The sequence below is a fragment of the Periweissella fabalis genome, from assembly GCF_012396505.1.
GTDB lineage: Bacteria > Bacillota > Bacilli > Lactobacillales > Lactobacillaceae > Periweissella > Periweissella fabalis.
In genome coordinates this window covers 45,220-59,305 of sequence record NZ_JAAXPN010000010.1, presented here as the reverse complement: position 1 = coordinate 59,305, position 14,086 = coordinate 45,220, and the positions used below count along the sequence as shown (strand labels likewise).

Sequence of the window (14,086 nt, the reverse complement as noted above, 5' to 3'; positions counted from 1 at the left end):
TTATAAGTGCTTAAAATTTAATTGATTACTAAAATATCGATTTAATTAAATGTATTTAATTATCATTAAATTAATTATCTACTATTTAAATTTAAGCCTTTTATTAATTTTTTTGCAAATAAAAAGGACTAGCCAGCCTCTCGCGAGGTGTCTAGTCCGACTATGTTACTTTTGGAAGAATCATGCCACTTTATGATCACTAATCCAACCTTCATAAATTGGTCTTAACGTTTACCGTTGACGATTTGCACTTTCCACTTCTGTTCAAGTAAATTAACAATATGTTATTTCAATGAAAGTATTACCAAATCTGCACGCCTAGCTAGAGTTTGTATAACCATCCCCTAGACTTGAGCGAATCTCCGGTGGTGTGTCCGCAAGTAAAACTTATCCGGTAGCACTACCTTTTCGATTCTTCCTTATGCCTATATACTATCATGTAAGCGTTTACTTTTCAATAAAAATGCTTCACTTTGAGAATATTTTATTTAGGCTGACTAAAGACTACCGTTAAACCTCCATCAATCGTCCATTCATGTACATTACTTGGTAAAATTAAGGCCTGCCCTTTTACTAATTCGTATCTCTGATTATCAATTGTTAGCATACCATTTCCTGAGATAATGACTGCTAAGGTATAAGTATCAGGATTTTGTGTAAATTTTTGTGCTTGTTGCTCGATGTCCCATTTAATAACATTAAAATACTTTTCATCAGCAAGTAATGTTTTAGTATTAGCTGCTATTTTTTCAGTGATAGGTAACACAGCTTGCTCTTTTGATGGTACATTAATGACATTAATTGCGTCTGCTAAATGTAATTCGCGTAATTTACCTGTAGTTTGATCAACTCGATCAAAATCATAAATTCGATATGTTGTATCTGAACTTTGTTGAACTTCAAGCGCTAAAACACCCGCTCCTAAAGCATGTACTGTTCCAGCAGGAATATAGTAAAATTCACCTGCTTTAACCGGTACTTCCCTAAATAATTTATCCCAAGCTTTGTTTTTAATCATAGTTGCTAATTCAGTTTTAGTTTGTGCATTATGGCCAAAATATATCTTAGCATTTGGCTTGGCATCTAAGATATACCAACATTCAGTCTTCCCTAATTCATGGGCATGAACTTTGGCATAATCATCGTCTGGATGGACTTGGATTGATAAATCTTCTTTAGCATCAAGAAATTTCACTAATAATGGAAATTTTTCGGCTTTTGAGCCACCAAATAATTCTTTATGGTGATGCCAAACGTCAGCTAATGTTTGATTGTTATACTGCCCGTTACCAATTTTATCGACTCCATTTGGATGAGCTGAAATAACCCATGCCTCACCAACATGATCGCTTGCTAACTTAAAATCAAAAAAAGTACCTAACGCCGTTCCACCCCAAATTTTATTATGTAATTCTGGGATTAAAAATAATGGTTGTCCCATAATAAGCCTCCATAGTTTAGATAACTAAATTGTAACCGTTCTCTTTAATTATGAAAAGGCTTTCATTGTAAAATTTTTACTTTACTAAACCCAACTCACATTACAAGCTAAATATATTTAGTAACACTTGTTATAAAAAAGTATAAAAGAGACTAGAAATATATTTTCCAGCCTCTTTTATATCATATTTTTTATTACGACTTACTAGCTAAATTGGCATCATCGTTTTTGACTTCCTTAGTAACTAATTCACCAAAATCCATAATAAATTCTAAAATGTCTTCAGCTCTTTCCGTCCCGAAAACATCAATCCAACCATTAAAGCGATCACGCATCCGCTTACTAATAACACGCTCAGCTTCTTTCCCATCAGTAGTTAAGTGTAAAAACATCCGCCGACGGTCATGAACATCTGCTTCTTGAAAAATATAATTGCGTTTTAAAAGCACTTTAATTTGGCGTGAAACTGCAGCTCGTGTTACATTACGTTCGTCAACAATGTCTGTTAATGTAACTTTTTCACGACGCGCAATTTCACGAATAATTAAGTATTGTTCAAATGAAAGATTAAATCGCGCTGCAGAATGTGCAATAATATCGCCCAAATACTTTAAATATACCAAATATGCATCTATGTATTGTTCCAATAGTTCAGTTTTCATCTGCGCCTCCCTTCTTTAAAACACTACCATTAGTTAAAATACCATGAATGTGGTTAATATACTATACTAATTTCTTAACCAACTTTATTTTCAGCTAAAATTGCCTGGATTTCTTGTTCCATTTGCTGATCTTTAGGCCATTCATCCCACGAGGTCATTTCCCACGTTGGCATTTGATGGCGTTGGTTAACTAATTGCTCATATAATTCAACGTGCTTTGAATGCGGAATATTTAACTTTAAGATTCGCACCTCTTTAATGAATCCCTTCTCAGCGGCAGCTTCAGCTCGACCATTATGCGTTAAATTACCAATCTCAATATACTTGGTATTATCTAATCGTGTAATTTCTTCAATTAAATCTAATACTTCATTCAAGCTACTATCCTCCGTATTATACTCATTTATTATTATACCACGACAACACAAAAACCTTCCGTCAAAAGACGAAAGGTCGGCATAAGAGAGAAAGAGAATTGATTAGAAGGTAAGAATTACTTCTTACTGCTATTATAATACAAAATTATGAAAGCGCTGTCAATACTTATTCAATAACATTTTATAATCATTATTTAAGCTAGTAAACTTGCTGCGTCTTCATCAACAATTACTATCACATTATCATGCTTTTGGAGAACTGATGCAGGTACATCCTCAGTAATTGGTCCTTCAATCATTTTCTTAACCGCAGCGGCTTTATTTTTACCAAAAGCCTCAACGATAATTTGCTTTGATTTTAAGATTTCAGCAATTCCCATACTAATTGCTTGTGCTGGAACTTCATCACGACTTGCAAAAAAACGTGAATTAGCTTCAATTGTTGAATCTGTTAAATCAACAACATGTGTATTAGCCTCAAATGATGTCCCTGGTTCATTAAAGCCAATATGACCATTTTGACCAATTCCTAAAATTTGTAAATCAATGGGATGCTTTTCAATAATTTCGTGATATTGCTTAACAAAAGTGTCTAAATCAGGAGCCAAACCATCGGGTAAGAATGTTTGTGCAAAAGGTTTCTTACTAAATAGATGTTTGTTCATAAAGTAATGGTAGCTTTGATCATGATCAGCCGCTAATCCAACATATTCATCTAAATTGATTGATGTTGACTTTGAAAAATCAAGATCACTAGCAACAATTTCAGCATATGTTGTAACTGGTGTACTACCAGTCGCTAACCCAAACGTTGTTGCACCATTTGCTAATGCCTCTTTAAAAATTTCAAAACCAGCTTTCCCACCAGCTTGTTGATCAGTTACTTTAATAATTTTCATGATTGGTACTCCTTCTTTATTGGTATATACCAATAATACAATAAAAGTTAATATCCAGCAAGTGGTATAGACCAAAATTTTAGAATCTTGTAATTATTTAGTTAAATAGATATATTAAGACCGCACACGATAAAAGTCGTCTGCTATTAAGAAACACTACCAAAAATCCCAGGAAAGAATCTTTCCTGGGATTTTTGTATATATTCGAATACATTGGACTTTGGAAACATATTTTAGTAGCAATTTACTGTCACTAAATATTTATATGCTCGCCTATTTAATATTAATATGTTAATTTATATCAAAATTTTTAATACTATTGAACCGTAACTGATTTAGCTAAATTACGTGGTCGATCAACATCAAGACCGCGTCCTAATGATGTGTAATATGATAATAATTGTACGGGAATTGTCGCCAATAAAATTGCTAATTGATCAACTACCACACTATCATCATTAGCACTATCAACAGATGGTAAAACAATCTGATCTTCTGGATGTGCTACTTGATCGGCTGCAATTATTAGGGTATGGGCTCCACGTGCTTGAGTTTCTGCCAAGTTTGAGCGAGTTAATTCAGCTGTTTTAGGTTGCGTAATTAACCCAATAACAGGTGTATTATCTTCAATTAACGCAAGTGTACCGTGCTTTAATTCACCAGCAGCAAAGCCTTCTGTATGAACATATGAAATTTCTTTAAGTTTCAATGCTGCCTCTAAAGCTAATTCAGCATCATTTGCACGACCAATATAGAATGCACTTGAAGCATCTACTAAGTAATCTTGTGCTAAAGCTTCGTAATGGTCTTTATCTTGCAAAATTGCTTCCATTGCAACTGCAATTGCTGCTAATGGGTGTGCTACTGAAACCTTGTTGTCAGCCATAGCCTGTGCTAGGAAAGCCAAAACAGTAATTTGTGCAGTATACGCTTTTGTTGATGCTACCGCAATTTCAGGGCCAGCCAATAGTGGTAAAGCATATGTTGCTTCTCGAGCTAACGTTGAGTTAGGAACATTGGTTAGTGTTAATGACTTAAATCCCTTTGCTGCAATCATTTGTAACACTTCACGTGAATCGGCAGTTTCACCAGATTGAGAAAGGAATACAAAGAACGGATTAGTTTCAGGAATATAGCTATCATAAGCAAACTCTGAAGCAATTTCAACTTGGGTTGGACGATTAGCAATTTTTTCAAACATTCGCTTACCGATTAGCGAAGCATGATATGAAGTACCCGCAGCGACAATATAAATCCGATCGGCATTTTTTAACTCAGCGATAATTTGATCATCAATTTTGGCTTGATTTTTATCATCCAAGTATTGCTTCATTAACGTCCGAATAACATTTGGTTGTTCTTCAATTTCTTTTAGCATGTAGTATGGATAAATACCTTTATCAGTTTCTGCTGCATCAATTTCGATTGTAAAAGGCTCATGTTCAATTTTTTGACCATCAGGATTTACAACTTCAATGTCAGTCCCCTTAATGATTGCCATTTCACCATCATCAAGTGACATAAAGTCGTGTGTGTATTCCAACATTGCAGCTGCATCAGAAGTTACAACTGTAAAGTCTTCACCAAGCCCTAATAACAATGGGCTCTTATTACGAGCAACATACAATACATCAGGATTTTGATTATCAATCAATACAAAGGCATATGATCCAGCACCAATTAATGTTAAAACTTTGCGGAAAGCCTCTGCAACCGTCAAACCATCTTGTTCCACAAGTTTTGCGACTAATTGTACTGCTACTTCAGTATCTGTTTCTGATTTAAATTCAACGCCTTGAAGATATGTTTCTTTTAGTTCACGGAAATTTTCAATTACTCCATTATGAACTAAAAAGAATCGACCAGATGCTGAGACGTGCGGGTGAGAATTATGCGCACTTGGAATCCCATGAGTTGCCCAACGTGTATGTGCAATCCCTGTATTTCCATGAATATCTTTATCTGCTACTAATGCTTCTAATTGTTCAACACGACCCTTCTCTTTGAAAAAAAATTCTTGTTTAGCTGCACTATCATTTACATACACGCCAGCTGAATCATAGCCTCGATATTCAAGCTTTTGTAAGCCACGTAATAGAACAGGTAAGGCCACACGTTTTCCAGTAATTCCGACAATTCCACACATAATTTCACCTCTTGTTTTAATGGTATAGGTAGATAATACACTCACACAAAAGGGTTTGTCAAACTTTTTATAAATTGGTATAGATGTTTAATAGGATGTATTCATTTGTTAACTTCGCTATATTCCAAGTTTTAAAATAAATACAGCAAAACGAATTGTGACATGCCTCTTCTCTAGTAGTAATACGCTAATGGCAGCATATCTCAAAAGTCAGATAATTTTATAAAATACAAAAAGAGCTGTGACCGAAGTCGGGCGATATCGAGAAATACACTAAAAATCCTCTATGAAGAAAATTCTTCATAGAGGATTTTGTCGTATTTCGAATATATCAGACTTCTGGAGTGCGTTTTGGTAGTAATTTAGTACTCGAAAGGCGTTATGTCACAACCCCTTTATTAGTGTTATTAATTATCTGGGGGCATTTCTCACACGCCCATTTATGTTGGATCTTATAAAAAGAATTTTAATAGCAAATTACACTATAAAATAGCTATACAGCTTTTTAATTTTATTATTTAATTCCAACCTCAGCTTCAACAACAGCTACAATACGAGCAACGTATTCCTTTACTGCCTCTTCTGTCTTAGCTTCTGCCATAACACGCAGTAGATTTTCTGTCCCACTTGGTCGAACTAACACACGTCCCTCACCACGCATTTCAGCTTCAACTTGAGCAATTACATTTTGAATTGCTTGGTTTTCAAGCGCACTTTTTTTATCAGTAACGCGCACATTAACTAACTGTTGTGGATACTCTGTTACTTCGGCAGCAAGGACAGAAAGCTTCTTGCCACTTTCTTTTAAAATGTGTAATAACTGGATTGCCGTTAGCATACCATCCCCAGTTGTATTCCAATCCAAGAAGACAATATGTCCTGATTGTTCACCACCAACATTGTAACCATTCTTTAGCATTTCTTCTACTACATAGCGGTCACCGACAGCCGTTTTAACTGATTTCATATCATTTTCTTCAAGTGCTTTATACATCCCGATATTTGACATCACTGTAGTAACAACGGTATTTTTCTTCAAGCGGCCATGCTCGTTCATATATTTACCAGTAATAAACATAATTTTGTCACCGTTAACAATATTACCAAGTTCATCAACGGCAATTAAACGATCACCATCACCATCAAAGGCAATCCCAACATCAGCACCTTTTTCTTGAACAAAGGCTGCTAAAGCTTCTGGATGCGTTGACCCAACCCCATCATTTATATTAGTTCCATTTGGGCTAGTTGCCATTGTGACAAAATCAGTTCCTAAGTCAGCAAATAAATGTGATACCAAGCCTGAAGTTGCTCCATTAGCAGCATCAATTGCTACATTCAAGCCTGCTAAATCATCGGGAATTGTATCTTGTAAAAATTTAGTGTACTTTAAGGCTCCTTCAGGATATTCGGATACTGATCCTAAACCAACCGCAGCTGGCCGTGGCAATGTATCAGTATCAGCATCTAGTAATTGTTCGATTTCAAATTCAAGTTCATCTGATAATTTAAAACCATCATTTCCAAAGAACTTAATTCCATTATCTTGGGCTGGGTTATGTGAAGCGGTAATCATTACCCCCGCATCAGCTGATTGTGCCCGTACTAAATACGCAACTCCAGGCGTCGTCATTACACCTAAGCGTAATACTTCAATCCCAACAGATAATAGACCAGCAACAAGTGCGTGCTCAAGCATTTGACCAGAAATCCGAGTGTCGCGTGCTACTAAAACACGGGGTTGTCGGTCTTGTACTTGTGCATGTTGAGTCAAGACATAACCACCTGTTCGACCAAGCTGAAAAGCTAACTCGGGTGTAAGTGTTTGATTAGCAATTCCACGGACGCCATCAGTTCCAAAATATTTTAAATTAATTTCTGACATATTTATATTCCTTATTTGTTGTTTTTAGTCGTTACTTGTGCCGAGTCATTACTGACATTTTCATCATGACTAACGGCACTTTTACCATCAATGCTTGAGGTACTACTTTTATTATTTATACTACTTGAACTGCTTGCACTACTTGCACTACTTGTACTACTTGTACTACTGTCTGTGCTAGTCTGTGTTGCTTTTGGTTGAATGTTAACCATTATTGTTGTGGGCTCAAATTGCTTAACACCTTCAAAACTTTGAATATCAACTTTTTTAGTAGTATTAGTAGTTATTCCTGACACATCAACTTGAACGATCACTTGTTTAATAGTATTTAATACTTGTTGTTTACCAAATAAGCTAACCTCATTAACATTAGCAGTTAAGGTATAACCATTAGCATTAGAGCCAATTGCTTTTAGTTGCACCGGCACTGATTTCTTACCATTTCCGGGTGTAATCGGCAAGGTAACATTAGTAATTTGTGGTGTCATCACAACATCTACTAAATTACCATTAGAATCCAATGCTTGCAACTGAACACGTTGATTTATTGTTTTTTTAGTATTATTTGGAATTGCTAATTGGGCAACGACTTGCTGAACACGCGCAACTTGTTCAGCAGCCCCTGTAATCTGCACCGTCTGAATTGATGACTTAGCATTCCCAATGTCATAACCATCTGCAATATTTTCAGTATTATATTGAACTTTTACCGGAATATTACGCGTTGCCCGTTGTGCTAAGTTAATTGAAATTTTACTTGGAATAATTTGAAATGAAATATCTTTACTCAACCCACGAACCTTTAACGCCACAGTATGATTTCCTAAGGTCAAATCACGCAGGTTAGCGTAAACCTCAAAATTTTTAGTATTAACCGCGGCTGTTACTAATGCACTTGGTCCACTAAGTTGCACAGTTACACTTTCAGGGGCCCCAGTTACAAAATACCGAATATCATTAACATCTAGTTGTAATGGCAAGTTAACTTTCGCTTTACGTTGTGATGCTAACGACGATAGAAAATTACCTGAATTATTTTGCTGCTGGATTTGATTATTTTGTGATCCCTGGTTAGTTGATGAGACATACACAAACAAAGAAATTGATAAAACCAATGATCCAATTAAATACAAGCCTTGATTTCTTAAAAATTTAACTAATCGCATTATTTATGCCCTCCTTGAAATAACTTTTCAAAGAAAGTAATAAAAGGCGCCTGTTTGATTGGGTCCTTACTTACCAATTGCTTTCTGAGCATATTTAAATAATCATCGCGCTCTAAATCACGAATTAACTCATTATTTAAAGTAAATGAAACTTCACCTGTCTCTTCAGAGATAACAATCGTTAATGCATCGGTGACTTCACTAATTCCCACAGCGGCCCGGTGACGTGTTCCAAGTTCTTTTGGGATAGTACTACTTTCAGAAAGTGGTAAGTATGCTGCTGCAACAGCAATACGATTACCTTCAATAATCACTGCCCCATCATGTAAAGGTGTATTGGGAATAAAGGTATTAATTAAAAGTTGTCCGGTTACATAAGCATCCATTTTAATTCCTGTTTCAACAAATTCCTCTAAACCAGTATTGCGTTCAATCGCAATTAGTGCTCCTATTCGTCGTTTAGCCATATATTGAATTGCAAAATCCAATGACTCAACGACGTGTTCTGCTGCCTCAGTTTCTTTATTAGTCCGTGTAAACACAGAACCACGTCCAAGGTGCTCGAGTCCACGCCGAATTTCTGGTTGAAAAATTACAACTAATGCAATAACTCCCCAGTTAATAATTTGATTCATAATCCATGAAACAGTATTAAATCCAACCCAAGCACTAAATAATTTGATAATAATAACAATTGCTACCCCACGCATTAATTGCACCGCACGTGTTCCTCGCAGCAAAAGCATTAATCGGTAAATTACAAACCAAACGACTAATATATCAATTAAATTAATCGCATTTCGGAACGTTATTAAATTTTCGATTGCCACATTCAATCCTCGATTCCCAAAATTTTGATATCAACATTATATCACGATTGTAACGTTTAATAAGTACTGACTCCAAGCAACATTGCTAGCAAACTTACTAATTAATGCAAAGTAAAAGGCAGTAAATACAAAAAACGAGTGAAATTAACCCCTCACTCGTTTTCATATGCTTATTAAGTATTATAAATCTGCTGATGAGGCCATCACCTTATCAACTAGCCCATATGCCAATGTTTCTTCAGCATCCATCCAGTAGTCACGCTCGATATCTGCTTCAACCTTTTCAAGACTTTGATTTGAGTTATCAGCCAATACTTGTGCCAATTTGCGACGAGTTTTGGTGATTTGTTGGTATGCAATTTCAATTTCTGTTTGTTGACCTTGCGCACCCCCCATTGGTTGGTGAATCAAGTATTCAGCATTAGGCAAAATAAAGCGTTTACCTTTTGTTCCTGAAGATGCAATAATTGTTGCCATCGAAGCAGCCAATCCAATAACAACAGTTTGAATGTTTGACTTGATGAAGTTCATCGTATCAACAATTGCCATACCTGCTGTTACTACACCACCAGGTGAGTTAATATACATATAAATATCTTTTTCTGAATCTTGAGCGTCTAAGAAGAGGAGTTGCGCTACAATGGCATTAGCCATCCCATCTTCAATTTGACCACTAACCATAATAATCCGGTCTTTTAAAAGCCGTGAGTAAATATCGTAAGCACGTTCACCACGGGCTGACGTTTCAATAACTGTAGGTACTGGATACATAATTGATCCTCCTTAAATAATTCTAGCAATCAAATATTATGACTGCTAATATACTGTTTAATATTACCGCAAAGGTCAAAACAGGTCAAACAATAATCTTAGATTAATTTATCGCTTTTTTGAACCTGGTAAAGGTAGGCCTTCACGAATTGCTTGAGCGTATTCATTAATTTTTCGAAGACGATGATTAACCCCTGACTTTGAAATTGGTCCATCTAGCACAAAATTACCTAGTTCACCCAGACTAACATCTGGATGATTTAAGCGTGCTTCAGCAATTTGACGTAACTTTACCGGTAAGGCCATCAAACCAATTTGATCATTAATTAGATTAATATTATCAATTTGGCGAGCACTCGCATCAGCAACCTTATTGGCATTTGCTTCTTCAGCATTAGTTAGCCGATTAACAGAATTTTTAATATCTCGCATAATTCGGACATCTTCAAATTGAAGCATACTATTCGTTGCTCCAATTAATTGTAGGAAATCAGCAATTTTCTCAGCTTCTTTTAAGTACACAATGTACCCTGAGCGCCGTTCTGTTGTTTTTGCATTTAATCGGTATTCATTCATTAAATCTGCTAATTGCTCATTATGTGCTTGATATAGCGAATAAATTTCTAAATGATATCGACTTTTCTCTGGGTTGTTTACTGATCCCGCTGCTAAAAAAGCTCCGCGTAAATATGAACGGCGTTCTGAATCACGTTTTAATAACGCCTTGGGCATATCTTCATTAATCTCAAAACCTTTCATAATCTGTAAGTCATCTAAGATTTGTTGGACTTGATATTTCAATCGTACAATATATACATTATTTTTTTTTAGTTTCATTTGACGACGAATAACTACTTCCGCCTCTACCCTGTAGAATTGCTGTAATAAACTATAAATTCGTCGAGCAGTTGCCGCATTTTCTGTTTGAACATTTAAAATAAATTGTCGATTACTTAACCCTAAAGCACCATTCATACGAATTAAAGCAGACAGCTCTGCTTTACCATTACGTTCATGAACTTCTAAGCTCGTCAGCTCTTTTTTCACGTCACTTGCATATGACATTACGTATTTCCTTTCATTACTTTTGTGCAAGAATTTTCATTAATTCTTGCACTACTAATTCACCATTATGAAAAGCACCATTATCGCGTAATTCAAGTAAATTAGCTCGTATCTCTTGCGCCTTCATCCCAATAAATTCGCAACTATCATGCCTAACCTGTTGGGAAACTTCATTCCAACGTTGCCAATCAATATAATCATCTGGAACCTCGGTCCCATTAACGATAACATGCGTAATTAAATCACCACCTAAATGTTGATTTAATACTTTAACATGATCAGCATCTGAAAAATTATCAGTTTCGCCTTTTTGTGTCATAATATTTGAAATATAAACAATATCTGCACGTGTCGCACGTAATGCAAGTGCGACATCTGGAATAGTCAAGTTAGGTAAAATACTCGTATAAAGCGATCCTGGGCCTAAAATGACTTGATCAGCTTGTGCAATGGCTGTAATAACTTGTGGCACCGCTTGTGCAATTTTATTCTGTGATGATTCCAGTGGTTCGACCCATACTTTTTTGATAACTTTATGAGCTTCCGTTATTTCTGCTTCTCCTACCAAAGATGTCCCATCCGTAAATTCAGCATGGAGCTCCAATGGTTCGTTAGCAACCGGATAAACATGTCCTCGAATCGCCATCATTTTGCTTAATTTTTGCACAGCTTCAAAAATATTTAAATTCATCTCTTGCATCGCTGCAATAATTAAATTACCAATGCTATGGCCTGCAAAGAAATCATCCTCCGACTTAAATCGGTATTGAAAAACATTGATAAAATTTTCATCTAATGTTGACATCACAGCCATCACGTTGCGAATATCCCCCGGTGGCACAACGTTAATATAATTACGTAAAATACCTGACGAACCACCGTCATCAGCAACTGTTACCACTGCAGTAATATCTACTTGTTGTTTGCGTAAAGCTCGTAGGACTACTGGTAATCCTGAGCCTCCCCCTATTATTACGACTTTTTTCATGACTTAACACTCGATTCCTTCCGCAATTCGATATCTCGATGAGTAACTCGAACTTGATAATTAGCTTCAAGAGTACGCCCAATCCGTTCTGCAAAGGCCACTGACCGATGTTGCCCCCCCGTACAACCAATCGCGATTACTAAGGATGTTTTACCTTCGGCGATATAGCGTGGAATAGTTAATTTTAGCAACTTCATATAGCTGTTAAAGAATTCTTCAGCACCATCAGTTTGCATCACATAATCATAAACTGGTTGATCTAAACCTGTTAAATCACGTAACTTTGGATCATAAAATGGATTGGTTAAAAACCGTACATCCCAAACTAAGTCTGCATCAAGAGGCAACCCATATTTAAAACCAAAAGACATAACTTGGACGTTAAATGGTGCCCGATGATTTCCATCACTAAATTTAGTAAATAACATCTTTCGTAACTGGCGTGTTGATAAATCATCAGTATTAATTAGCATATCTGCATGATTTTTAATTTCTTCTAAAACACGCCGTTCTTTTTCAATTCCTTCCAACACTCGTCCCGACGGTGCTAAAGGATGTTGTCGACGAGACTCCTTATAGCGTGCAACTAATTCTTGGTTGTTAGCATCTAAAAACAAAATTTTCGTTGTTGTTTGCCTATTACGCCACATTTCATCGATACTACCAACTAATTCAATCGAACGCGCATCTACAACTAATGCGACTTTTTGAACTGATGTATTAGCTTCTAACATTTTAAAAAATTGCCCTAATAATGCAATTGGAAGATTATCTGTTGTTAAAAAACCCATATCTTCAAATGCTTGCATAGCAATAGTCTTACCCGCACCACTCATTCCTGTGATAATTACAATTTCTTGCTCATTTGTCATTGCTTTAACCTCCAGTCATCAACCTTTTTCATTTTACTTATATAGATAATTAAAATCCGATAGCTTAACTTATCGCTGCTACCGGATTTATATGTTCGTCTACGCTTAAAGTTCGTAGTCTATTATATCAAATTATTTAACTAAAATGTTCTTATTTAAATGTTGATCCCGCAAGGTTTTCATAAAATACTGTACGCGTCATATTAATATATGGCATTACCCAAAACCATGCGAGGCCTAAAGTTACAAAAACCAAAATATACCAACCAATAAAGCTAACTTCTAACCAAAATAATTGGGCTTTGTGACCTTGCATTAACCGCCGACTAGCTGTAACATACCATGCCCAACTAGTTGGTACATTATCCTTACCATGTTTATCAACCATATCTTTGTAAATGAATAACGTTTGTGAGTATGAAAATACTTTAATACACCCCGGAATAATAAATAAGCACGTCCATAGAATTTTGAACAGTGTCATCACTAAAATTAACATAAAGTTAGCTAAAATATTGCGGCTATTAAAACCATCAAAAGCATCAATAAATTTAACAGTTTCTTTTTTACCACGTAACCAATCAAGTGACGTCCAGTAAATACCTGTTGAAACCATTGCAATAATAATTGACATCAATACTGAACTCAATTCGTTACCATAAGATCCCATAAAAGTAGAATTAGCACCCTGATTAGCAGATACTTCTACACTTGATTTAATCGCATTGTTCACTTCACTATTTGCCTGAGTATTTCCAAATGCAATTATAAGGATTGTAATTACCCCTATTATTAGTAAAGCGGCCAATATTGTTCCAACAAACTTTAAGGCTGCCGGAAAAGCATTTAAGCGGATTGCAGCTCCCCAATTTCCTTGTAACTTTTGACGTGCTTGTCGTTTATAGTCACCAATTGTCATTGTTTGCATCGTTTCCCTCACTTTATTTATGTAATTATTAAATTGTATCATAATATAATCAATTT

13 protein-coding genes are annotated in these 14,086 nt (G+C 35.7%); all 13 read right to left on the bottom strand.

The window, feature by feature from the left end:
- Nucleotides 1–484: 484 nt before the first annotated feature.
- The gene (gene manA, locus HF964_RS08600; protein WP_168722643.1) at nucleotides 485–1,441 is read right to left on the bottom strand and encodes a mannose-6-phosphate isomerase, class I; all 957 of its coding nucleotides are present in this window, start codon (nucleotides 1,439–1,441) and stop codon (nucleotides 485–487) included.
- Nucleotides 1,442–1,635: 194 nt separating this feature from the next.
- Nucleotides 1,636–2,103: a MarR family winged helix-turn-helix transcriptional regulator gene (locus tag HF964_RS08595; protein WP_168722642.1), complete on the bottom strand. Its 468-nt coding sequence runs from the start codon at nucleotides 2,101–2,103 to the stop codon at nucleotides 1,636–1,638.
- A 74-nt stretch (nucleotides 2,104–2,177) separates the two neighbouring features.
- A complete protein-coding gene (locus HF964_RS08590) occupies nucleotides 2,178–2,480 on the bottom strand; it encodes a hypothetical protein (RefSeq protein ID WP_168722641.1) in 303 nt (100 codons plus the stop codon).
- A 194-nt stretch (nucleotides 2,481–2,674) separates the two neighbouring features.
- Nucleotides 2,675–3,379 carry a glucosamine-6-phosphate deaminase gene (locus HF964_RS08585; protein WP_168722640.1) on the bottom strand — a complete coding sequence of 235 codons (705 nt, stop codon included), beginning with the start codon at nucleotides 3,377–3,379 and terminating at the stop codon, nucleotides 2,675–2,677.
- Nucleotides 3,380–3,695: 316 nt separating this feature from the next.
- On the bottom strand, nucleotides 3,696–5,525 hold the full coding sequence (gene glmS / locus HF964_RS08580) for a glutamine--fructose-6-phosphate transaminase (isomerizing) (protein ID WP_168722639.1): 1,830 nt from the start codon (nucleotides 5,523–5,525) through the stop codon (nucleotides 3,696–3,698).
- 514 nt (nucleotides 5,526–6,039) lie between these two features.
- A complete protein-coding gene (glmM, locus tag HF964_RS08575; RefSeq protein ID WP_168722638.1) occupies nucleotides 6,040–7,410 on the bottom strand; it encodes a phosphoglucosamine mutase in 1,371 nt (456 codons plus the stop codon).
- A gap of 11 nt (nucleotides 7,411–7,421) precedes the next feature.
- The gene (locus HF964_RS08570; protein ID WP_168722637.1) at nucleotides 7,422–8,576 is read right to left on the bottom strand and encodes a CdaR family protein; all 1,155 of its coding nucleotides are present in this window, start codon (nucleotides 8,574–8,576) and stop codon (nucleotides 7,422–7,424) included.
- Nucleotides 8,576–9,412, bottom strand: a complete 837-nt coding sequence (gene cdaA / locus HF964_RS08565; protein ID WP_168722636.1) for a diadenylate cyclase CdaA — start codon at nucleotides 9,410–9,412, stop codon at nucleotides 8,576–8,578. The genes HF964_RS08570 and cdaA overlap by 1 nt, the downstream gene beginning before the upstream one ends.
- A 174-nt stretch (nucleotides 9,413–9,586) precedes the next feature.
- On the bottom strand, nucleotides 9,587–10,177 hold the full coding sequence (locus HF964_RS08560; RefSeq protein ID WP_168722635.1) for an ATP-dependent Clp protease proteolytic subunit: 591 nt from the start codon (nucleotides 10,175–10,177) through the stop codon (nucleotides 9,587–9,589).
- 108 nt (nucleotides 10,178–10,285) lie between these two features.
- On the bottom strand, nucleotides 10,286–11,242 hold the full coding sequence (gene whiA, locus HF964_RS08555) for a DNA-binding protein WhiA (RefSeq protein ID WP_168722634.1): 957 nt from the start codon (nucleotides 11,240–11,242) through the stop codon (nucleotides 10,286–10,288).
- A 16-nt stretch (nucleotides 11,243–11,258) separates the two neighbouring features.
- Nucleotides 11,259–12,230, bottom strand: a complete 972-nt coding sequence (locus HF964_RS08550) for a gluconeogenesis factor YvcK family protein (protein WP_168722633.1) — start codon at nucleotides 12,228–12,230, stop codon at nucleotides 11,259–11,261.
- Nucleotides 12,227–13,102 carry an RNase adapter RapZ gene (gene rapZ / locus HF964_RS08545; RefSeq protein WP_168722632.1) on the bottom strand — a complete coding sequence of 292 codons (876 nt, stop codon included), beginning with the start codon at nucleotides 13,100–13,102 and terminating at the stop codon, nucleotides 12,227–12,229. The genes HF964_RS08550 and rapZ overlap by 4 nt, the downstream gene beginning before the upstream one ends.
- 151 nt (nucleotides 13,103–13,253) lie before the next feature.
- On the bottom strand, nucleotides 13,254–14,030 hold the full coding sequence (locus HF964_RS08540) for a DUF975 family protein (RefSeq protein WP_168722631.1): 777 nt from the start codon (nucleotides 14,028–14,030) through the stop codon (nucleotides 13,254–13,256).
- Nucleotides 14,031–14,086 lie beyond the last annotated feature (56 nt).

Bases quoted from the DNA above. Each gene is read 5' to 3' on its own strand.
- HF964_RS08595 (WP_168722642.1), bottom strand. From the start codon at position 2,103: ATGAAAACTGAACTATTGGAACAATACATAGATGCATATTTGGTATAT.
- manA (WP_168722643.1), bottom strand. From the start codon at position 1,441: ATGGGACAACCATTATTTTTAATCCCAGAATTACATAATAAAATTTGG.
- HF964_RS08585 (WP_168722640.1), bottom strand. From the start codon at position 3,379: ATGAAAATTATTAAAGTAACTGATCAACAAGCTGGTGGGAAAGCTGGT.
- rapZ (WP_168722632.1), bottom strand. From the start codon at position 13,102: ATGACAAATGAGCAAGAAATTGTAATTATCACAGGAATGAGTGGTGCG.
- HF964_RS08570 (WP_168722637.1), bottom strand. From the start codon at position 8,576: ATGCGATTAGTTAAATTTTTAAGAAATCAAGGCTTGTATTTAATTGGA.
- glmS (WP_168722639.1), bottom strand. From the start codon at position 5,525: ATGTGTGGAATTGTCGGAATTACTGGAAAACGTGTGGCCTTACCTGTT.
- whiA (WP_168722634.1), bottom strand. From the start codon at position 11,242: ATGTCATATGCAAGTGACGTGAAAAAAGAGCTGACGAGCTTAGAAGTT.
- HF964_RS08540 (WP_168722631.1), bottom strand. From the start codon at position 14,030: ATGCAAACAATGACAATTGGTGACTATAAACGACAAGCACGTCAAAAG.
- glmM (WP_168722638.1), bottom strand. From the start codon at position 7,410: ATGTCAGAAATTAATTTAAAATATTTTGGAACTGATGGCGTCCGTGGA.
- HF964_RS08550 (WP_168722633.1), bottom strand. From the start codon at position 12,230: ATGAAAAAAGTCGTAATAATAGGGGGAGGCTCAGGATTACCAGTAGTC.
- HF964_RS08560 (WP_168722635.1), bottom strand. From the start codon at position 10,177: ATGTATCCAGTACCTACAGTTATTGAAACGTCAGCCCGTGGTGAACGT.